Annotated in this window: 13 protein-coding genes and 3 tRNA genes; 5 read left to right on the plus strand and 11 right to left on the minus strand. The window is 61.0% G+C overall.

The genetic code is table 11. The features are described 5' to 3' along the window. Positions 1-24: 24 nt before the first annotated feature. The 5 genes from ABIB60_RS08165 to uxuA are packed head-to-tail and all read right to left on the minus strand — an operon-like array spanning position 25 to position 9,260. Positions 25-1,788, minus strand: a complete 1,764-nt coding sequence (locus ABIB60_RS08165; RefSeq protein ID WP_354579047.1) for a RagB/SusD family nutrient uptake outer membrane protein — start codon at positions 1,786-1,788, stop codon at positions 25-27. Positions 1,789-1,845: 57 nt separating this feature from the next. Next, on the minus strand, positions 1,846-4,983 hold the full coding sequence (locus tag ABIB60_RS08170) for a SusC/RagA family TonB-linked outer membrane protein (RefSeq protein WP_354579048.1): 3,138 nt from the start codon (positions 4,981-4,983) through the stop codon (positions 1,846-1,848). 55 nt (positions 4,984-5,038) lie between these two features. Then, complete coding sequence (locus tag ABIB60_RS08175; RefSeq protein ID WP_354579050.1) at positions 5,039-5,851, minus strand: SDR family NAD(P)-dependent oxidoreductase; 813 nt, start codon at positions 5,849-5,851, stop codon at positions 5,039-5,041. Positions 5,852-5,879: 28 nt separating this feature from the next. Next, on the minus strand, positions 5,880-7,982 hold the full coding sequence (locus tag ABIB60_RS08180; RefSeq protein WP_354579051.1) for an alpha-glucuronidase family glycosyl hydrolase: 2,103 nt from the start codon (positions 7,980-7,982) through the stop codon (positions 5,880-5,882). Positions 7,983-8,009: 27 nt separating this feature from the next. Beyond that, positions 8,010-9,260: a mannonate dehydratase gene (uxuA, locus tag ABIB60_RS08185; protein WP_354579053.1), complete on the minus strand. Its 1,251-nt coding sequence runs from the start codon at positions 9,258-9,260 to the stop codon at positions 8,010-8,012. 338 nt (positions 9,261-9,598) lie between these two features. Here uxuA and ABIB60_RS08190 point away from each other — a divergent pair, with 338 nt between their 5' ends. After that, positions 9,599-10,792, plus strand: a complete 1,194-nt coding sequence (locus tag ABIB60_RS08190; RefSeq protein WP_354579055.1) for a substrate-binding domain-containing protein — start codon at positions 9,599-9,601, stop codon at positions 10,790-10,792. Between the two features lie 188 nt (positions 10,793-10,980). On the opposite strand, the gene ABIB60_RS08195 is transcribed toward ABIB60_RS08190, so the two are convergent. The 4 genes from ABIB60_RS08195 to ABIB60_RS08210 form a co-directional block, all read right to left on the minus strand. After that, complete coding sequence (locus ABIB60_RS08195) at positions 10,981-12,090, minus strand: glycoside hydrolase family 43 protein (protein WP_354579056.1); 1,110 nt, start codon at positions 12,088-12,090, stop codon at positions 10,981-10,983. 376 nt (positions 12,091-12,466) lie between these two features. Then, positions 12,467-12,540: transfer RNA gene (locus tag ABIB60_RS08200), tRNA-Arg, on the minus strand. Between the two features lie 54 nt (positions 12,541-12,594). Then, positions 12,595-12,668, minus strand: a tRNA-Pro gene (locus ABIB60_RS08205). Positions 12,669-12,747: 79 nt separating this feature from the next. Further along, positions 12,748-12,835: transfer RNA gene (locus ABIB60_RS08210), tRNA-Ser, on the minus strand. 272 nt (positions 12,836-13,107) lie between these two features. Here ABIB60_RS08210 and ABIB60_RS08215 point away from each other — a divergent pair. From ABIB60_RS08215 to ABIB60_RS08230, 4 genes are all read left to right on the plus strand, one after another. Next, positions 13,108-14,010 (plus strand): VWA domain-containing protein, encoded by a 903-nt coding sequence (locus tag ABIB60_RS08215; protein WP_354579058.1) that lies wholly within the window; start codon positions 13,108-13,110, stop codon positions 14,008-14,010. Continuing rightward, positions 14,007-14,960: a tetratricopeptide repeat protein gene (locus ABIB60_RS08220; RefSeq protein ID WP_354579060.1), complete on the plus strand. Its 954-nt coding sequence runs from the start codon at positions 14,007-14,009 to the stop codon at positions 14,958-14,960. The genes ABIB60_RS08215 and ABIB60_RS08220 overlap by 4 nt, the downstream gene beginning before the upstream one ends. Positions 14,961-15,027: 67 nt before the next feature. Continuing rightward, positions 15,028-16,209 (plus strand): acetyl-CoA C-acyltransferase, encoded by a 1,182-nt coding sequence (locus tag ABIB60_RS08225; protein WP_354579061.1) that lies wholly within the window; start codon positions 15,028-15,030, stop codon positions 16,207-16,209. Positions 16,210-16,419: 210 nt separating this feature from the next. Continuing rightward, the gene (locus ABIB60_RS08230) at positions 16,420-17,880 is read left to right on the plus strand and encodes a toxin-antitoxin system YwqK family antitoxin (RefSeq protein ID WP_354579063.1); all 1,461 of its coding nucleotides are present in this window, start codon (positions 16,420-16,422) and stop codon (positions 17,878-17,880) included. A gap of 212 nt (positions 17,881-18,092) precedes the next feature. Here the strand turns inward: ABIB60_RS08230 and ABIB60_RS08235 are convergent, their stop codons facing one another. Next, positions 18,093-19,391: a sensor histidine kinase gene (locus ABIB60_RS08235; RefSeq protein ID WP_354579064.1), complete on the minus strand. Its 1,299-nt coding sequence runs from the start codon at positions 19,389-19,391 to the stop codon at positions 18,093-18,095. Positions 19,392-19,542: 151 nt separating this feature from the next. Further along, positions 19,543-20,925, minus strand: a complete 1,383-nt coding sequence (locus tag ABIB60_RS08240; protein WP_354579066.1) for a sigma-54-dependent transcriptional regulator — start codon at positions 20,923-20,925, stop codon at positions 19,543-19,545. Positions 20,926-21,124: the final 199 nt, after the last annotated feature.

Below are 21,124 nucleotides of genomic sequence, written 5' to 3' on the forward strand. Positions count from 1 at the left end.
GAAGCGAGGCCCAGGTCTGCAACCTTAGTACCCAGGGTTCTGGGTGATTTTGCCGCTGGTGCGGTCAATTTCGGTCTGCGGAACGGGCCGCAGCACATGGAAGTCTTTGATGTTGACGGCGGCGTTGGAGCCGTACACTCCCCCACCCTGGTTGCGCAGGGCCGGCGTAATGCTGGTGTTGCGGATGCGCGTGAGCAGTTGGCTGGCGCCGCTGGTGGTGGTAGTGCGCTTGAGATCATACCAACGGGTAAACTCTCCGCACAACTCACGGGCCCGCTCATCCAGGATGAAATCAATGGTTACCTGGCTGGTAGTAATTTCCATCTGGGTGGTTTTGCCGGCGGCGGCGGCGCGGCGGCGCACCACGTTAATGTAGTCGCGGGCCTGGGTCAGGTTGTTTAGGTAGAAGTTGGCCTCCGCGGCAATCAGGTAGGTTTCCGCTAAGCGGTACACAATGTTGGGCCGCGTCGAGAAGCCATTGACCGAAGTACGGTTGCGGCTATCAAACTTGTTGAGCGTGGGGAAACGCTCGGTGGTGTACTGGCTGGGCTGGATAACCACGTAGGGGGCGGGCTGGCGGGCGGCAATCTGGGCCAGTTTGGCGGCCGACAGTTGGCGGCCCGGGTACCAGACAGCTGTATCCCCCACAACGGCCCGGCTGCTGCCGGAGTTAGCGCCCGGCGAGTTCACGCGATATACCGTGGTAAACCACTTGCTGTAGCGGGTATCGGTAGTGCGTAGCGTGCCTTCCGATTCCAACGCGTTGCCGCTGGCGTCGCGCAGGATGTAGGAATTCTCCAGGAAGTACGTGGGTACGTGGCGGGCAAACGGGCGGCCATTGTTGATGTCGCGGGCCATGTTGGGCAGCTGGTCGTAGCGGCTGCGGAAGTTGAAGGCGGCAATGTTTTCACCCCCGTAGTTGAAACCATCAAGCCGCGAGAAGGTAGCGTCGCCGTTGAATTGGGCATTGAAGATAACCTCCTTGCCGTTTTCGTTGCCCTCCGCAAATACGGCGGCCGGGTCGGCTTCCAGGGCCAGGCCGTAGCGGCTCTGGTTGTCAATCAGCTCCTTGGCGTACTGCGCGGCCATGGCATAATCATTAGCCTGCTTGGCGGAGGAAGTGGCGCGGGTCAGGTACACCTTGGACAGTAGGTGCAGGGCCGTGGCCCGGGTTACGCGGCCGGGCTGGGCGGGCTTGTCAGCAATTACGGCCATGGACTCCGTCAGATCCTTGATAATCTGCGTGTACACATCTGCCATGGGGGCACGCACGATGTCCTTGGTCGGAGCATCCACGAAGGAGAGCATCAGGGGCACGTCGCCGAAATCCTGCACCAATACAAAGTAGTATTGGGCGCGTAGCAGCTTCACCTGGGCCAGCAGTTGCTCCAGCCGGGCCGGGGCAATACCCTGGGCCTCGGGACCAAACTGCAGCACGCCGTTGGCGTTGTTGATCTGGGTGTAGCACACCGTCCAGATAAACGAGTGTGAGCCGTCGTTGACTGGGGTCAGGTCGTTGTTGTTGTAGTCGCTCAGGCCGCTGCTGGCCGAAATGCCGGTGGTCCAGAGGTCGGTGCCGGCTTCGGTGGTGAAAAAGGCCGCGTCGTTGCCGTAAATCTGGCGCAGGCCCGAGTATACGCCCGTGGTACCGGCCTCCACGCCCTGCTGGGTGCGTAGGAAAGCCGGCGTCAGTACCGATTGGGGTTCTTCTTCCAGGAAATCTTTCTGGCAGCTGCTGGCCGTCAGCATCAGGGCAGTGCCCAACGTAGCCAATAGTATCTTGTTCATATTTAGGAGCGCCGTGCGCTGAAAAGTTGTGATGAAGAAATCTGCTTCCGGATTAGCTTAGAACCCAATGTTTACCCCCACAATGAAGGCGCGGGTAACGGGGTAGTTGCTGCCACCCTGGAACTCGATGTTGGCGGCCGTAACGCCGGCGCTGGTATTAAAGCGGCTGGAGTACGACAGGGCATCGGGGTCAATGGCCTTGTTGCGCTGGAAGTACTTATCCTTGGCCCAGATGTAGGGGTTCTGCACCTGCACGTAAATGCGGGCCGAGCTCATAAGAGCCGACTGCGCCCAGGCAGCAGGCAGGGTGTAGCCCAAATCAATGCTGCGCACCTTGATGAAGGTGCCGCTGTGGTAACCCAGGGTAGAGCCATAGGTGGGCCACTCGTTGGCACGCACGCTCTGGTCGGGCTGCGGATACTCGTTAGTAGGGTTGGTGGGCGTCCAGTAGTCGAAGTTCAGCTGGTTGCGGCGGCCGGTGTTGGTGGCGTAGTAGCTGGGCCCGAACGAATACGGATCCACCACGGTAGCGCCCACGCGGGTCAGCGCCACCACCGTCAGGTCGAAGCCTTTGAGACGAAAACGGTTGGTGAGGCCAGCCTCAAACTTGGGCTGACGGGAACCGACTACTACCCGGTCGTTGGCATTAATAACGCCGTTATTGTCCACGTCCTGCACCTTAATCTGGCCGGGCTTGGTGTTGAACTTCTTGGCCTCATCAGCTTCCGAAGTCTGCCAGATGCCAACTTTGCGGTAGTCGTAAATCACGTACAGCGGCTGGCCGATAAAACGCTGGTTACCAATATCGTCGCGGGGGTTGCCGGCGGCATCGTACAGGTTCAGGTCCAGCACTTTCTCCCGGTTCACGGTGAAGTTCCAGTCGGTGCTCCACTCAAAGCCGCCCGGATTGGCCGAGCGTAAGTTGTCGGTAGTCAGGGTGAGTTCCAAGCCGCGGTTCTGGGTTTCGCCGGCGTTGCGCACGAAGGAGCCGTAGCCGCTGGCCGTGGGCAGCGCGTCGGGCAGCAGCAGGTCGCTGGTGCGCTGCTGGTACACCTCTACGCTACCCGCAATGCGGTTCTGCAGGAAGCCGAAATCCAGACCAAAGTTGGTGGTGGTGGTGTACTCCCAGCCCAGGTTGGGGTTGGGGATGTTGGCCGGCACCACGCCCACCGCGCCGGTAGCGCCGTAGTTGTAGTAGCCCGCGCCCAGGCCCGCCGATAAGGAGCCCTGCGTCTGATAGGGGTTCACGGCGGTGCTGCCCACCCGGCCCAGGCTGGCCCGCAGCTTTAGGGTGCTCAGGGCGCTCATATCCTGCAGGAAACCTTCATTGGCAATATTCCAGGCTACAGCCGCCGAGGGGAAGGCCTTGAACTTGTTGCCGGGAGCCAGGCGGGAAGAGCCGTCGTAGCGTACCGTGAGAGTAGCCGAGTAGCGGTTGGCAAAGGCGTAGTTCACGCGGCCCATAAACGACTCCAGCTGCCAATCAATGGGCTGGGTGGTATTGTTTACGCGGGTGGGCGTACCGGCACCCAGGTTGGTATTGAGCTGGTAGTTGGCCAGCGTGCCTTGCACGGCTCCACCAAACCCATCGGCGTGGTAGGTCTGGCGGCTGTAGAGGGCCGTCACGTTCACATCATGCTTCTCGGCAAAGTTGCGGTTGTAGGTCAGGATGTTTTCCGCCAGCAGGTTGTAGGCAATGCTGGAGGCGCTGCTGGCCGTGTTCAAACCGCCGCCGTTTTGGGGAGTAATGGAGGCGTAGAAGGCGTCATCGGCCTGAGTACGACCATCGAGGCCCACGTTGAGGCGGTAATCCAGCCCTTTCAGGATGTTTACCTGTCCGTACAGGCTGTTGAAACTGCGCAGGCGGCGGCGGCGGTCCAGGTGAGCATCGGGCACGTACAGCGTCAGCGGGTTGGAGCCAGCATTGTCCCCGTTCGGGTAGAGCACCAGCTGTCCATCGGGGCCGTAGGCCGAGGCCAGGGGGCTGGTGGTCACAATCTGGTTGAGCACGTTTACGTTCGGGTCATTCTCGTTGGAGAAGGTGTTCAGCGAGTTCACACCCACCTTCACCCGCTTGCCAATCTGCTGATCCAGGGTGCCGCGCACCGAGTAGCGGCGGAAGCGCTGCACCGGCACAATGCCGGTTTCATCGTAGTAGCCCACCGAGGCCGAGTACTGGGTCAGGTCGGTGCCACCGCTCAGGCCCAGGGAGTGGTTCTGGATGTGGCCGTTCTGCAGCAGCTCATCCTGGTAATCGGTGGTGCGGCCGGCGGCGTAGTTGGCCCGCTCATCAGCCGTCAGGAAAGTAGTGGAGGTATTCGGGTCGAAGTTGGGGTTCTGGGCCCGGAAGGCCTCCAGGCGGTAGTTGTAGAACTCCTGCCCGTTCTGAATATCGAAGCGGCCGTAGGGGTTTTTCGAGCCGTAGTAGCCGCTATACGTGGCCCGGGCCGCGCCGCTTTTGCCCCGGCGGGTAGTAATCAGAATAACGCCGTTGGCACCCCGCGCCCCGTAAATGGCCGTGGAGCTGGCGTCCTTCAGCACTTCCAGGGAAGTAATGTCGTCGGGGTTCAGGTCGTTCACGCTGCCATCGTAGGGCACGCCGTCCACTACCAGCAGCGGGTCGTTGGAGCCCGAAAACGAGCGGTTACCCCGAATCCGGATGGTGGGCGTCTGGCCGGGGGCGGTGCCGTTGCTGGCAATGGTAATACCCGCCGCCCGGCCTTGCAGGGCCTGGGCCACGTTGGCCACCGGCACGTCGCGCAGGGCCTGCTCATTCACCGAGGAAATGGCCCCGGTTACCTGGCTTTTCTTCTGCACCCCGTAACCCACCACCTGTACCTCGTTCAGGGCGGTAGTGTTGGTGCTCAGACGCGCGTTGAGGGTGCTGCCCGTCACCGTCAGCTCCTGGCTGTTAAAGCCAATGGCGCTAATTACCAGCACGCTGCCCTGGGGTGCGGTCAGCGTAAAGCCACCGTCAGCCCCCGTCGAAACGCCGTTGGTAGTGCCCTTCTGCACAATCGTCACGCCCGGCAGTCCTTCCCCGGATTCCTGGCTGGTAATCTTACCGGAAACGGTTTGCCCCGTTTGGGCAAACGCACTGCCTGCCGGCAGCACCGACGTGGCAAGGGGGAATCCTACGGCCGCAAGCAGCGGCCAGCTCAGGCCCAGGGCCGTTTTGCGTAGTGGTGTGTACATGGACTGTGGGAATTAAACTGTGGGAAGTATGCAGGTAGCCCGGTTAGAGCGGGCACTAAAAACCAATAGAATTGCCACCGTCCACGGGCAGGGAGGCCCCGGTGATGTAGCGGGCCGCGTCGGAGGCCAGGAACACGGCGGCGTGGCCGATATCCTGGGGCTGGCCGAACTTGCCCATGGGCGTGCGGCGCATGGCCCGGTCGCGGCGCTCGGGGTCGGAGTTCATGGCGGTGCGGCTCATCTCCGTTTCAATGAAGCCGGGAGCAATGGCATTGATGCGCACGTTATCCTTGGAAAACTCCGAGGCCAGCACCTTCACCATTCCCTCCACCGCCGACTTGGAAGCCGCGTAGGCCACCACCCGATCAATGCCGTAGTAGGCGGCCATGGAGGAAATCATCAGAATCACGCCGCTCTTGCGGGCTACCATGCGCCGGGCGCAGGCCCGGGTAAGGGCAAACACGGCGTTCAGGTTGGTGTGCAGGATGCGGTTGAAGTCCTCATCCGTCACTTCCAGCGCCGGCTTCTTCATGTTGATACCGGCATTGTTCACCAGAATATCCAGCGGCCCGAAGGTGGTTTCAATGTGGGCCACCAGCTCTTCCAGCCCGGCCAGGTCGCCCACGTCGTTAGTGAGATAATGCACCGATTTACCGAGGTCGGCCACGGCTTCCTGCAGCACAGCCTCACGGCGGCCGGTGATAACCACCGTGGCGCCGGCAACACTCAGGCAACGGGCAATTTCGAGGCCGATGCCGGTGCCCCCGCCCGTTACCAGAGCCAGCTTACCGGCCAGGGAAAACGGGTTGGCCGAAGCCGGAGCAGTCTGCGGGTGAGCGGCGGCAAGAAGCGTATCGGGAGAAGCCATGCGGGAAAACGGGAAAAGCGGCGAGGAATTAGCGGAGCTGGTAGATGTCCACCAGAGTTTTAATTTCGGGGAGGGTGCGGGTGGGCGGGGCCAGACCGGGCGGCAACGGGCGCTGGGCAAACGTCTGGAAGTAGAGCACGCAGGCATCACGCCACCAGAGGGCCTCGTGGTGCTGAATGCGCAGGCGGGCGGCCACGTCGGCGTGCAGAGCGGGGTCGAGGGCCGGCTTGGCCTGCTCCCACTGCCGCTGCATCCACTGCACCGAGTCGGTGCCGGTGTAGTAGCGGGTGGTCAGCTCATCCCAGAGGGTGCGGCCGGTACTCAGCTGCTGCCCCCAGCCCACATGATGAAACCAGAGCAGGTAGTCGGGCGGGCAGGTGGCGGGGTTGGCCCAGCGTTGCCGCGCGCCGGGCGCGTACAGCGCCAAGGCATCGGAGCCGGCGGCGGTGCGGTCGAAACCCAGGCCGGCGGCATCGGCTTTGTGGTAATACACGGCCGTCCAGTCGGGGCGGGCGCTGCGGGCCAGCCAGGGTTCCGGTCCGTAGTGAATATCCTGGCCCATGATGTGGTGCAAGCCCAGCGGCGTGGTGTAGCGCACGTAAATGCTGCGCGACTGATTAAGCACCGGCAGTACGGCGGCCAGGGCGGCGGGCTCCCGGGTCAGGGTCATGCGGGCCCACTCCTGGGCAATGTCTTCAGAGCGCAGGGTGTGGTCCCAGGCCAGCCGCCCGAAGGCGTACCAGTTGGCCTGCCCCACCAAGTGGCCGGTCCAGTTGCGGTCGGAACCGATGTTGGCCACGCCGGCAATGCCACTGATATTATGCTTTTCCAGGGAACCATCCACCACTTTGGCCACCGTGGAGCCGGGGCCCTGGCTGTGCGTGTCGGCTTCCAGGCACTCCTTAATGAGCGGGCCGAGGTACACGAGGTGGGTGGCGAAGCCCAGGTACTCCTGGGTGAGCTGCACTTCCAGCACCAGCGGCGTGCGTGGCATGGCCCCAAACAGCGGGTGAAACGGCTCCCGGGCCTGGAAGTCAATCGGGCCGTTTTTTACCTGCACCAGCACTTTGTCGGCAAACTTGCCATCCAGCGGCTGGAACTCCTCATAGGCCTGCCGGAACCGGTCACCGCTGCCGGCTTTGTACACGAAGGCGCGCCACATCACAATGCCGTCGTGCTGACCGAGGGCCTGGGCCAACATATTAGCACCGTCGGCGTGGTTGCGGCCGTAGTCCTGGGGGCCAGGCTCTCCCTCGGAGTTAGCCTTCACCAGAAAGCCACCAAAATCGGGGATGGCCTTGTAGATTTCGTCGGTGCGGGCCTGCCACCAGGCTTTTACCTGGGGGTCGAGCGGGTCGGAGGTTTTCAGGCCCCCAATCACCTTGGGCGCGGCCCACAGCACCGAGAGGTACACCCGCTGGCCGTACGGCCGGAGCACACCGGCCACGGCCGCTACTTTGCGCAGGTACTCGGGCGTGAGGTAACGGGCCGAGGCATTCACGTTATTCAGCACCACCCCGTTGAGGCCGATGGAGGCGTTGGCGCGGGCGTAATCCTGATAGCGGGGGTCAATACGCTCGGGCAGCTCCAGCCACTTCCAGATGCTGGAACCGGCGTAGCCGCGCTCCACGGTGCCATTGGGGTTGTCCCAGTGGTTGAGCATGCGGTACTGAATGCGGGGCTGGCTGCTGAGGTTGAGCTGCTCGGGCAGCTGGCCGGTTTGCACCTGCCGCAGCAGCGCAAAGCAGCCGTAGAGCACGCCTACCTCGGTAGCGGCGGTAATTTCCAGCCCGTTGTTCTGGCTGCTGATGCGGTAGCCTTCCCGGCCCAGCCCGGGAGCGGCGGCCACCCGCAGCCGGATGGAACCCTTGCCGCCCGGTGCCGCCCCTAACGGCACCGGGCGTCCCAGCAAACCGTGCAGACCGAGTTGCAGCTCCTGGACGGCGGTTTGCAGGGTGGGTCCCCCATTTTTATCAACATGGATACTCTTGGCCCGTGCTAGCCAGGCTTTGCGCAGTCCGGCTTCCGGCAGCTGGTCATACTTCAGCCACAGGCGGTAGCCGTCATCGGCCCGCGCCCCGGTTTGGAGCCCGATAACCAATAGGAGCAGAAGAAAAGACCGGAGCAGCATGGGTGGGAAAGGCAGAAAGCGGAGCGGTTAAACGAAGCGGGTGACGGTCATATCCCGGTAGTCGGCGGCAATGGCAGGCGTTTCGGCCAGAGCCCGGCTGATACCCAGCTCCAGGCCCCGCAGCTCGGCCAGCCCCCGTAGCCGCCCAATGGCGGAGTAGCCGGGGTAGGTGCGCTTTTCCAGGTCGTCGAGCATCTGATGGCCGTGGTCGGGGCGCATGGGCAGGCTGGCGTTACCGTCGCCGCTGGCCGTGCGGCGCAGCTCTTCCTGCACCAGGGCTTTCACCACGGCGTACATGTCCACGTCGCCGGTCAGGTGGTCGGCCTCGTGGAAGTTGCGCGGGTTTTCCTCGCGCTTAGTAGCGCGCAGATGCACAAAATGAATGCGGTGGCCAAGGCGCTCCACAATACCTGGCAGGTCGTTGTCGGGGCGCACCCCCAAGGAGCCGGTGCAGTACGTGAGGCCGTTGGCGGGCGAGTCGTAGGCCTGCAGCAAACCCAGCAGGTCGGCCTCGGTGCTCACAACGCGGGGCAGGCCCAGCAGCGGAAATGGCGGGTCGTCGGGGTGAATGCACAGGTTCACGCCCACTTCCTCGGCCACCGGCCCTACTTCCCGCAGGAAGTGGTACAGGTTTTCGCGCAGCGCGGCGGCGTCCACGGTAGCGTACTCATCCAGCACCCGCTGAAAATCAGCCAGCTGGAAGGTCTCTTCCGAGCCGGGCAGCCCCAGCAGCACGTTGTTGGTGAGGCCGGCTACTTCTTCCGCCGACATAGCGGCGAACTGGGCGCGGGCGGCGGCGGTTACTTCGGCGTGGTAGTCGGCCTCCGCACCGGGGCGGCGCAGGATGCACAAGTCAAATACCGCGAAATCCTGCCACACGAAGCGCAGAGCCTTGGAGCCGTCGGGCATCTGGTAGCTCAGGTTGGTGCGCGACCAGTCCAGCACCGGCATAAAGTTGTAGCACACCGTATGAATGCCGCAGGCGGCCAAATTGCGCACCGACTCCTTGTAGTTGGCAATGTGCTGCGCCCGGGCGGGCAAGCCCTTCTTGATGTCCTCGTGCACTGGCAGGCTTTCTACCACGGCCCAGTGCAAGGGCGAGTACCGTGCGTTGTCGGCCTCAATCAGCTCCTGCCGCGCCCGGATGTCCGCCTGGGGCCATACTGCACCTACGGGCAGTTGGTGCAAAGCCGTTACAATGCCCGTGCAGCCAGCCTGGCGAATGGAGTGAAGCGAAACCGGGTCGTGGGGCCCGAACCAGCGCATGGTGTGCAGCATGGTATACGCAGGAGTTTTGGTTGGAAAAATTCAATTAATCAGCCAGCTCTACCAGCTAGCTAGCAAGTTGCCCGATGTAGCACCTACTGGCAGTTAGCAAGTACTTACTCTCGAAGATAGCATACCGAAATGGATAGGTAAAGCTTTAAAAACGCCTCCAAATCACTCTATTACAACAAAAAATACCGAAAACGTTTTCGAAAACGTTTTCGGTAGGTAACATTATTCTATGCGTTAGCAAAATATTTTCCATAGATTATCCAGTAAGACGAAAAACCCTGCTGACTTTGGGTTTTAGCGAGGATGTACTCACCTTTGGAATAATTCAATTCCTGGTTATGATCAAATGTACCAAGTGCTACTTAGCCGATTCGGTGATGCGAGCTGGCTTCATCCGGGGGCGGCAGCGCTACCACTGTAAGGCCTGCAACTACCATTTCACCGACGATAAGGGCGTAACAGTGCCGGAGAAAAAGCGCCGGCAAACTACTATTAGCGACGTAGCCCGGGAACTGGGCGTGGCACCCTCCACGGTATCAAGGGCACTCAACGGCCATTCCGACATCAACATCAATACCCGCCGGGCTATTATGGAAGTGGCCCGCCAGCTTGATTATCAGCCTAACCTTCTGGCCCAGAGCCTGAAAAGCAGCGAAACCAAAACCATTGGAGTAGTAATTCCGGATATCGAGCGGCCGTTTTTTGCCACCGCCGTCAGCGGGATTCAGCAGGTGGTGGGCGAGGCCGGCTACCGCGTTATGATCTGCCAGTCAAAAGAATCCTACGACATCGAAGTCAGCAACGTGCAGGCCCTGATCGGGAGCCGCGTGGATGGGCTGCTCATCTGCCACTCGCGCGAAACTGAGAAGTTCGACCACGTAAAACCGGCCGCCACGCGCGGCATTCCCATTGTGCACTTCGACCGGGTATGCAACGAAGTGGATTCGGCCAAGGTGATTCTCGATGACTGGAACGGGGCCTTCAATGTAACCGAGCACCTCATTGAGCAGGGCGCGCGCCACATTGCCATTCTGGCGGGCCCCGAAGGGCTGCTAATCAGCCAGAACCGGTTGGCGGGCTACCGCAGTGCCCTGCTCAAGCACAGCTTGCCGCTACGCAATGAGCTGCGGGCCCACATCAACTTCCGGCCCGAGTCGGCGGTGGAAGCCCTGGATGCCTGGTTGGCTTTGCCGGAGCCGCCCGACGCTATTTTTGCCGTCAATTACACCAATGCCTTCGACCTGTTGGTGGCTCTAAAGGCCCGCCATATCCGGGTGCCCGAGGATGTAGCAGTGGTAGGCTTTGGCGACGAGTTTATGGCCTCCATGATTGAGCCTGGCCTGACCACTGTGAACCTCCACCCCTACCGCATTGGGCAGCAGGCGGCCCGGTTGTTCCTGGAGCAGGTGCAGCTAAAGGAAGCTTTTCAGCCCCGTACCTTTGTCATCACCTGCGACTTAGTTATTCGCCAGTCCTCCCTGAAAGCCAAAAGCGAGAAACAAAAATCCGAGTTTTTCAAGCTGGATATCTGACCTTTTGGCTAGCACAACGGCCTATTTAATAGCACACTAACCTGGCGGCAAGCTGTCGGTCTGGTGGCCGTAAGCTGATGGTGTGGTAGCATTGCGCGGACGCTCCAAACGACAACCGGTCCGACGACTTACAGCCGCCGGACCGGAAGACCCGCTTCTTTGGTTAAGAAGAAAGTATAGCCTCTCCCCTACGGATTGATGGTTTCGATACGGCCGTCGGGGGTGCGCTTGAGTTCGGTTACCTTCACGTTGCGCAGCCAGGTTTTGCCCGACAGTTGGGTATCGTGGTAGAAGATGTACCACTTGCCCCCCACCTCCACAATGGAGTGGTGAGTAGTCCAGCCCTCCACCGGATTCATGATAACGCCTTGGTAAGTGAACGGGCCGTAGGGGGAAGTGCCGGTGGCGTACACCAGCAGGTGGGTATCGCCGGTGGAGTAGGAGAAGTAGTACTTCCCGTTGTATTTGTGCAGCCAGCCGCCCTCGAAGAAGCGGTGGGTATTATCACCGGAGAGAAAGGGCTTGCCATCCTGCCCCAGAATCTGCACTTCCTTCACGGGCTCCGCAAAGCTCAGCATATTGTCGCTGAGGCGGGCCATTTTGGGCCCCAGGGCCGTTTCCTTGGGTCCGGGTTCCTGCAGTTTGGGGTTGCTGGCGTCGTATGTACCGGTGCGCCACCGCTGTAGCTGCCCGCCCCAGATGCCGCCCATATACATGTAGGTTTTGCCGTCAGTGTCGGTAAACACGGCCGGGTCGATGCTCAGGCTACCCGCCATGGGTTGAGGCTGGGCCTTGAACGGACCAGTAGGCGACTTACTGGTTGCCACCCCAATACGGAACACGTCCTGCTTATCCTTGAGCGGGAAATACAGGTAGTACGTACCGTTTTTATAGGCCGCGTCCGGAGCCCACAGCTGGCGGCCGGCCCAGGGAATATCCTTGGTATCGAGGGCTACGCCGTGGTCGGTAACCTTCCCTCCAATGCTGTCCATCGACAGAATGTGGTAGTCGCGCATGGCGAAATGGTCACCGTTGTCATTTTCCGGCATCTCCGTCTCAATATCATGGGAGGGGTAGATGTAGATTTTGCCGTTGAAGACGTGAGCCGAGGGGTCGGCGGTGTAAATATCCTTGATGAGCGGCTGGGCCAAGTACTTGCGGCCGGTAGAGTCGGCGGCCGGCGCGGCGGTAGCGGCAGTTTCTGTTTCAGCAGTTTTGTTCTGACAGGCGCTAAACAGGGCCACGGGTAGTAAGGCCACAGCCAGGGAGGCAGAAACGATGGATTTGTGGAGTAACAAGGGGCGGGAAATTAAAGGGTTAGCAGGCAGCAAGCCGCCCGAAACAGCGGTGGAACTCAGAAGCAGTGCGGGTGTGTGGCGGGCCGCGCAACCTGTAGCCGCCGGCGGCTTGATGTGCGTGCTAAAGTGGCCCTGATGGCACCAAATATAGGCTCTCCCGTACCGGCCTGCTAGCATCTGCCTAGCCTTCCTCCGAAAATAATCTCTGTAAACGATTGTGGTAGGAAGCTATTCTAACAGCCCCGGTGCTATTCCTACCTACTCTGCGCCAGGGCCAGGAAACCGCCACTAGCAAAGCGACCGTGACAGCTCAAGAGGTGGGCGCTAGGCACAAAAAAACCACTCAGCGCGGGTGCCAAGTGGTTAGTCCTGAAAGTGGCCCCGATTGGATTCGAACCAATGACCGGCTGCTTAGAAGGCAGCTGCTCTATCCAGCTGAGCTACGGGGTCAAAAACACAAAAGCCGTCCACCCAAGAGGTGGGCAAACGGCTTCTTGTGCAACGTCGGGGTGGCAGGATTCGAACCTGCGGCCTCCTGCTCCCAAAGCAGGCGCGATACCGGGCTACGCTACACCCCGAAAAAATTTCTGAAGTACAAATGTGGAGGCATGAATAGCTGATTCACAACTCGTCATTTATACTTCAGAATAATAAATGCGGAGAGGGGGGGATTCGAACCCCCGGAAAACTTTAGATCTTCGGCAGTTTAGCAAACTACTGGTTTAAGCCACTCACCCACCTCTCCAGGTGGCATACTTTCCGGCTGAAAGGTGTGCAAATATACAAGGAGAATGGAGAAACAAACCTTTTCAGTAAAAAAATATCTCTCATCTTGCCAGCCCAAACCACGCTTGGCGGGTGGTAGTGTGCTTGGGTGCACACCACTTGCTGCCCACGAAAAGCGGGTTGTATTTTGATCATGAAGAAGTTACCCTCGTGTTGAGTTGGGCTTACCAGCCTACCTGGTTTGAGGCCCTGGCAGCGCTACTTTTTTTTCTTTTGTACCTCGGCTTCGGTTTGCGCACCCGCCGTTTGGCGGCTCCGCTGGGCCAGACTGGGTGGCCACTGACCTGGAAGCTGCTGTTGCGGGTGCTGTACGTGGGGCTGCTTGGCATGGCTCTCTGGGGCCCGGCTTATGGCCTCACGCAAACTCCCGTGCGCACAGCTGGTAAGGATGTGTGGCTGCTGGTTGATTTGTCGCGCTCCATGGATGCCCCGGACGTAGCGCCTTCCCGCCTGCAAAAGGTGAAGGCAGAACTAGCTACCCTCATTAGCCGGTTTCCGGCCGATCGGCTGGGCCTCATTGTGTTTGCCGGGGAGGCTTACGTGCAATGCCCCCTTACCTACGACCAAGCCGCGCTGCAACTCTTTACCAGCACCCTGCAGACCTCCCTGGTCCCGCCCGGCAGCACCGACCTTGTGCCGCCCCTGGAACTGGCCTTGGCCCGACTGGGCCACGCTACCGATACCAGCACCACTACCCCACCCCGGGCCACAGCCCTAGTGCTGGTAACGGACGGGGAAGATTTTGGCGAGAACCTGGAGCCGACCGTGCGGGTGCTGGCCCGCTCTGGGGCCCGGGTGTTTACGGTGGGCGTGGGCACCACTGAGGGCAGCCGGATTCCGCAGACGGGGGGACGCGGGTACGTGCGCGACGCCCGGGGCCGGGAAGCCGTGACCAAGCTGGTAGCGGCTCCTTTGCGTCAGCTGGCCGAACAAACCGGCGGGCAGTATTTTGAGTTATCGGATCAGCGCAACGAGTTTGCCTTGTTGCTGAATGCGCTGAACCGCGTGGAAGGCCTGATGCAACAAGTGCGGACGGTGTCGGTGGCTGATAACCGCTACCGTTACCCTTTGCTGCTGGCCCTCATCTTGATTGCCCTGGATATTGTGCTGACCGTAAAAGTTATTCGACCATGAAAAGTGTGGTACTGGCAGGCGTTGTGCTGCTGAGCGCTTTTGGTGGCCTTACGCGCATTCACAACCACAACGCGGCACTGCAGCGGGGAGCCACTGCCTACGCCCGGCAAGAGTGGAGCGTTGCGGCGGCGGCCTACAAGCAAGCCGCCGCCACCCTGAAAAACCCGGACGAAGCCGTGTGGCTGAACCTTGCGCACGCAACGCTGCGGGCTGGTCGGCCGGCCGAGGCGCGTGGCTACTACAGCCGCCTGAGCACTAGCCCATCAGGTTCCATGCGGAGCGTAGCGTTTCAGCAACTGGCCATTATTGCGGCCCGCAAAGCCGACTATGCCCAAGCTATTGGCCTTTGCCGACAGGCCCTGCTGGCAGACCCGGCCAACGCGGCGGCCCGCTATAACTATGAGTTGCTCCGCACGATGCTGGCCCAACCCGCTACCCCACCGCCGCCGGGCACCGATGGCGGGCCCGGCAATCAGCCACAGAACTCACCCGGCCCCGGCACCAAGGCTGGCACCGATAAACCCGGGCAGGTAAGTCAAGAGCGCCCGGCCTCCAACGCCGCGGCCGAAGCCCGGCCCAGCGCCAGCGGGCAATCCGACCCGAATCAGCCTACCAACCAGCCGGGCACTGCCGCGAGTGGGGGGGTCCGGCCGGGTGCCGGAGCGGAGCGCAACGTGGCTTTAGGCAGCTCTCCGGGCAATGTGCGGGGCCTGAGCAGCCAGGAAACCAGCTCTGGGACCGTAGGTGGAAGCCAGCGGGGCGGCACGGAAGCCGCCACCAACGCCGAGGCCAACCTACAAACCCAACAGGCCCGCCTGCAGCAGATGAACCTCAGCCCCGGCCAGGCGCGGCAGCTGCTGGAAGCTCTGCACGCCTCGGAGCAGCAGTACATTCAGCAGTTGCCCCGTAAAGCCACCAAACCCGCTACCAAAGGCCGGCCGGGCTGGTAAGCGGCGCCATCAGCCCAAACCTTGTTACCTTTAACCCTGATTTCACTCATTCCCACCCAACCCCATCATGCAAATCAAAGAAGTTGTTATTGTAGCCGCCGTACGCACGCCCATCGGGTCGTTCGGGGGCAGCCTGTCGTCGTTGACGGCCATTGAGTTGGGCGCCGTTGCCTTGAAGGGGGCACTGGACAAGGCCGGCGTTGAGGCCAAGGAAGTAGAGCAGGTGATTATGGGCAACGTTATTTCGGCCAACCTGGGCCAGGCCCCGGCCCGGCAGGCCGCCAAGAAAGCCGGTTTGCCCGACACCGTGGAGTGCACCACCGTTAATAAAGTGTGCGCTTCGGGCACCAAGGCCATCATGTTTGGAGCCCAGGCTATTATGCTGGGCCAAGCCGACGTGGTGCTGGCCGGGGGCATGGAAAGCATGTCGAACGTGCCGTACTACCTGGATAAGGCACGTTTTGGTGCTAAGTATGGCCACGGCCAGATGATTGACGGCCTGATGAAGGACGGCCTCTGGGACCCGTACCACGATTTTGCTATGGGCGTAGCCGCCGACCGCACAGCCACGCATTACGGCATCACCCGCGAGGAGCAGGACCAGTTTGCCCAGCAGAGCTACGAGCGGAGCGCCGCCGCTGCCCAGGCCGGCAAGAAGAAGGATGAGATTGTACCCGTAACCATTTCGGTACGGGGCAAGGAAACCGTTATTAGCGACGACGAAGAGTACACCAAAGCTGATTTTGCCAAATTTGGCGGTCTTAAGCCCGCTTTTGGTAAGGAAGGCACCGTAACGGCTGCCAACGCCTCTACCCTCAATGATGGCGCTGCCGCCGTGCTGCTCATGAGCCGCGAGAAAGCCGAAGAGCTGGGCGTGAAGCCCCTGGCTCGCATCCGGGGCTTTGCCGATGCCGAGCAGGCCCCCGAATGGTTCACAACGACCCCTTCCCTGGCTATTCCGAAGGCCCTGAAAAATGCCGGCGTAGATGCTTCGGAAGTTGATTTCTACGAAATCAATGAGGCTTTTTCGGTGGTATCCCTGGCCAACAATAAGCTGCTGAACCTAGAAGGCACCAAGGTAAACGTGTACGGCGGGGCCGTAAGCCTGGGCCACCCGCTGGGCGCCTCCGGGGCCCGCATTGTCACCACGCTGTTGAACGTGCTGCAAAATGAAGGCGGCAAAATTGGCGTAACCGGCATCTGCAATGGCGGCGGCGGGGCTAGCTCCCTAGTAGTAGAGAAGCTGTAGGCTAGCTGGCTGGCTGGAACAGAAACCAGCAGCAACCAGCAAGTAACAATCAAATAACAGCCCTGCTGCACCATTTTGCGGCAGGGCTTTTGTGTGGCGGAATTTTTGCGCGCTCCAGTGGGCTCCAAACGGCCCTCGTGAGCCACTGCGCTGTACCCCTTGCGAACCAGTGCGGGAAAATACTTCCTGAATTCCCCCGTTCTTGCACCTATGAAACGATTGACTTTTGCCCTGCTCCTGCTGTCGGCCGCCTCGGCCCAGGCCCAGAAGCTGCGGCGTTTTACCACCTACTACGATTCTACCAACGCCCAGCGGCGCGAAATCTACTCCGCTCTGGTGGGAGCCGATACGGTTATGCAGGGCACGTACAAGCGGTTCTACCGCTCGGGAAAATTGGAGTCGCAAACCAGTTTTCGGGAAGGGAAGCGTGATTCGGCGTACGTGGAGTTTCATCCGAACGGGGGGCACCGACTGGAAGTAACCTACCAGGATGGGGTGCGGCAAGGCCCCTTCAAAACCTATTATGACAACGGCAAGCTGGCTCAGGAAGGCTCCTACGCCGACGACCAGCCCACTGGCCTGCTGCGCTACTTCCACCCCAATGGTGAAATTAAGCTGGAAACTACGCTCAACAACGGGCAGCCAGCTGGCACCATCCGGGAGCTGTACCCCTCGGGCAAGCCCCGCGCCGAAATTACCTACCAGAACGGGCAGGCCACTGGGCCGGTGAAAACTTACTACGAGAACGGCCAGCTGCAAAGTGAGGCCACCTTCAACAAAGGCCTACTGGCCGGCCCGTACAAAACTTACTACGACAACGGCCAGCTGGAAACTGATGTGCAGGCCGACAAGAGCGGCAAGGGCAGCTACCGCAGCTACTACCGCTCGGGTAAGCTACGCACCGAGGGCACCTACGCCCCCGCCACGCTGGTAGGCCGGGCCGTGCGCAACCCCCTGGCCGACGACCTCACCAAGCAGGCCCGCAACCTGGCCGGCGGCACCAGCAACCTCGACGGTCCGGCCAAATCCTACTACGAAAGCGGAGCCCTGAAAAGCACCCAAACCTACCGCCAGGGCGTGCTGACGGGCACCCAGCAGGATTTCTACGAGAGCGGCAAGCAGGAGCAGAAAATCGAGTACAGCAACCAGGGCCGCGACCGGCGCATCACGCTGTACTACGAGGACGGCATGGCCAAGGGCGAGCAGCAGTACAAGAACGGGCAACCGGCCGGGGTATGGCGCACTTTCCACGTGGGCGGCAAGCAGGTTGCCACTCAGGAAACCTACGTGAACGGCAAGCTGGCCGGTGAGCAGCTGACCTATTACCCCACCGGCACGCTGCAACGCAAGCTGCTGCACGAGGCCGGCAAACCCGCTGGGTTGGGCCAGGAGTTTTACCCCTCGGGCAAGCTAAAAGCGGAAACCACCTACGTGAAGGGCCTCAAAACCGGTGCTTACCGCCAGCTCCGCGAAGATGGCACCGCCGAAGTAACCGGCACCTTCCGCAACGGTAAGGAGAGTGGGGTGTGGAGCTATTTCGAGCCGGATGGCAAAACCGTACAGGAAAAGAAAACCTTCCGCAACGGACAGGTTGTACCCGCCGGGGCGCCCGCACCGGCGGTTCGGCCCATGCCCAACCGCAAACCCGCGGCCCCGGTTAAGCGCAAGTAGCCGCCTGTGCTAGAGTGTGTGGAGAGTTGATAAACTGTCCTGCCTAGAACGTCATGCAGAGCCGGAGGCGAAGCATGACGTTCCGCTTGGTAGTAAGAAGCGTTACTGTACACTCAGCCTAATTAGGGCTGACGGGGCAGGTAGTTGGGCCGGCTTCCTAGTTCGTTGTGGGGCTGAGAAATCCTACCTCAACTGGACTGGCACAGGTGGCGCTACAACCAGATGGTGAAGGCCGTGCGGCCGTTTTCCTGGGTTGCTAGTTGAAACCGAAAGTTGTGCTGCAGCAGAATGTCGCGGATGAGGGTGAGGCCAATGCCCTGCCCGTCGCGTTTGGTACTGAAGAAGGGCGTAAACAGACGACGCTGCACCTCCGGGTCGATACCGGGGCCGTCGTTTTCAATGCGGATGCTGGGTGGGCTCAGGCTAGTACGCACCCACAGGTTGCCATCTTGGCCAATGGCTTCCAGGGCGTTTTTGCAGATGTTGAGCACGGCCTGCTCCAGCTGCAGGAGGTCCAGGGTGGCTATAAAGGGAGCAGGAGCTAGCTCCTGGTGCCACTGAATGCGCCGGTGAGTTGCCTGCACCTGCAATAGCCGCTCAATGGACCGTAGCAGCTCGTGCACATCGGTGGGTTGGAGTTGGGGCGGCGGCAGGCGTACCAGGTTGGCAAAGCTAGCCGTGAAGTTGGCCAGGTGGGTGTTGCGGGTGATGGCCACATCCAGGGCCTCCCGAAAATCGGGTTGGTCGTCGGGTGTGAGCTGGGGGGCGTAGTGGTGGAAGCTCTGCAGCAGGGAGTTGATGGCCCCAATGGAGTTGTTCACCTCGTGCGACATCATCCGGATCAGCTTCTCGTAGGCCTTTTTCTCCTGCTGAATCAGCTCCTGCGTCAGCTCTTCCAGCACAATAAACTGGCGCTGAAACCCCCGGTCAATGAAGTGGGAGCAGCTGGCGCGGTAGGTTTGCAGCCCGGATAGCTGCACCACGCGCGGCTCCTGGCCGACGAGGGTGGCCAGCGCCGGCCCCCAATCACCGGGCAGGTGGGCCGGTAGCTGCCCCAGCAATTTTTCCGCGGGTTGCGCCAAGATTCGCTCGGCAGCCGGATTCACACCTTCAATCCGCCCCTCAAACGAGAGCAGCAGCACCCCGGCCGGGGAGGCTTGGATAAGACTTTCGAGCAGGTAGCTTTTCTCGTGCTGGGTTACGCGCTCCTTGCGCAGCTCCTCAATCATGTGGTTGTACACGCCAATCAGCTGGTCCATTTCCTGCTGGCCCACGGGCACAAACTTCATGGAAAAGTCGCGGGCCCGGATGGCTTCCGTGCCGGCCGCAATCAGCTGAAACGGCCGCACGAAGCCACGGTACAGCTGCACCGTCAGCCCGATACTAATCAACAGCAGCACTTCCAGCCCCACGAACAGCGGCGCATTCGTGCGCATCACCTGGGCCGCCAGCACAATCAGCACGGCATGAATAATGACGACGAACAGCAGAAACTTGACGCGCAGGGTCATGCACTCTGAGGAGTTAGGAGCTGGAAGTTAGGAGTAAAAAAATGTCATGCAGAGCCGGAGGCGAAGCATCTCGCGCGCTGATGTTGCAGGACTAATCTGACACTCGCACGCGAGATGCTTCGCCTCCGGCTCTGCATGACGTTCATTTACATCATTCTGCATCAAACGGAATGGCGTATTTTTCCAGCCGGCGGTACAGAGCGCCCCGGCTCAGGCCCAGGGCTTTGGCTACGCGGCTGATGTTGCCGTGGTAATGGTCCAGGGTCCGCCGAATCATGTGGGCCTCCAGCTCATCCAGGGTGATGGTGCCGGGCTCGGGCAGTTCGCCGGCTTCGGCGGGGCGCGGAGGCAGGCGCTGGAACTGGGCCTGGAAATCATCGGGCCCCAACTCATCCTTGCCGGATACCAGCACGGCCCGCTCCACCAGGTTTTTCAGCTCCCGGATGTTGCCGGGCAAGGGCTGCTCCTGCAGCCAGTGCATGGCCCGGGTATTCACTTTCAGGGCGGGGCGGTTGTAGGTGGCGCGCAGCCCATCCACGAAGTGCTGCACCAGCAGCGGAATATCCTGGGGCCGCTCCCGCAGGGCGGGCAGGCGCACGGTAATCAGGTTAATGCGGTAAAACAAATCCTCCCGGAAACGGCCCTGCTGCACCATTTCAGCCAGGTTGCGGTTGGTGGCGCAAATCACCCGGATATCCAAGCGGCGCGGCTTACTGTCGCCCAGCACCTCGTAGGTGCGGTCCTGCAACACCCGTAGCAGCTTCACTTGGCTGCTCAAATCCAGCTCCCCGATTTCATCCAGGAAGATGGTGCCGCCGTTGGCCAATTCGAAGCGGCCCACCCGGTCGGTTTTGGCATCGGTGAAGGCTCCGCGCCGGTGCCCAAACATTTCACTCTCGAACAAGGAGGCCGAAATACCGCCCAGATTCACCTTTATAAAGGGCTGGCGGCGGCGCTGACTGTTCTGGTGCACGGCCTCGGCAATCAGCTCCTTGCCCGTCCCCGATTCGCCCTCAATCAGCACTGAAGCATCGGTGGCCGCTACCTGGCCCACGTTGCGCAGCACCTGTAGCAGGCGGGCATCCTGGCCCACAATACCGCGCAGCTCGTACTGCTTATCCAGCTGCCGGCGCGAGAGGGCGGCGGGGTCGGTTTCGGCATCGGGCTCGTGCAGGGCCAGAATGGTGCGGATGGTTTGCAGCAGCGAATCGTTCTGCCAGGGCTTGGTCACAAACTCGGCGGCCCCGGCCTTCATGCCTTCCACGGCCAGGGTAATACTGCCCCAACCCGTAATCAGAATAACCGGCACGGCCGGCGCCAGGCGTTTCACCTGGGCCAGTAGCTGCAGGCCGTCGTGGCCGCTGGTATCCAGGGAGAAGTTCATATCCATGAGCACCAGGCGCGGCGGGGCATCCTGCACCAGGCGTAGCGCCTCGGCGGGCGTGGCTACGCTTTTGGCCGCGTAGCCGGCCTGCTTCAGCAGCAGCCCCAGCGAAGTACGGACTGCTATATCGTCGTCAATAATAAGAATCATAAGCAAAGGCGAAGGACGGAAAGCGCCGGCAGAAAACGGCTACAAAGCCCGGCGACACCGGTATGTTTTTTTACGGCAGGCCGGCCAGCAACTCACAAACCTGCTGCGCCAGGCAAGTTCATTTAGGGGTCCGGCGAAATCAGGAGCGGCAGCAAGGGCTACTAGTCTACCGAAAAAGCTGCCTGGTTTGGTGCCGTGG

This window comes from Hymenobacter sp. UYP22 (assembly GCF_040547285.1).
Lineage (GTDB): Bacteria > Bacteroidota > Bacteroidia > Cytophagales > Hymenobacteraceae > Hymenobacter.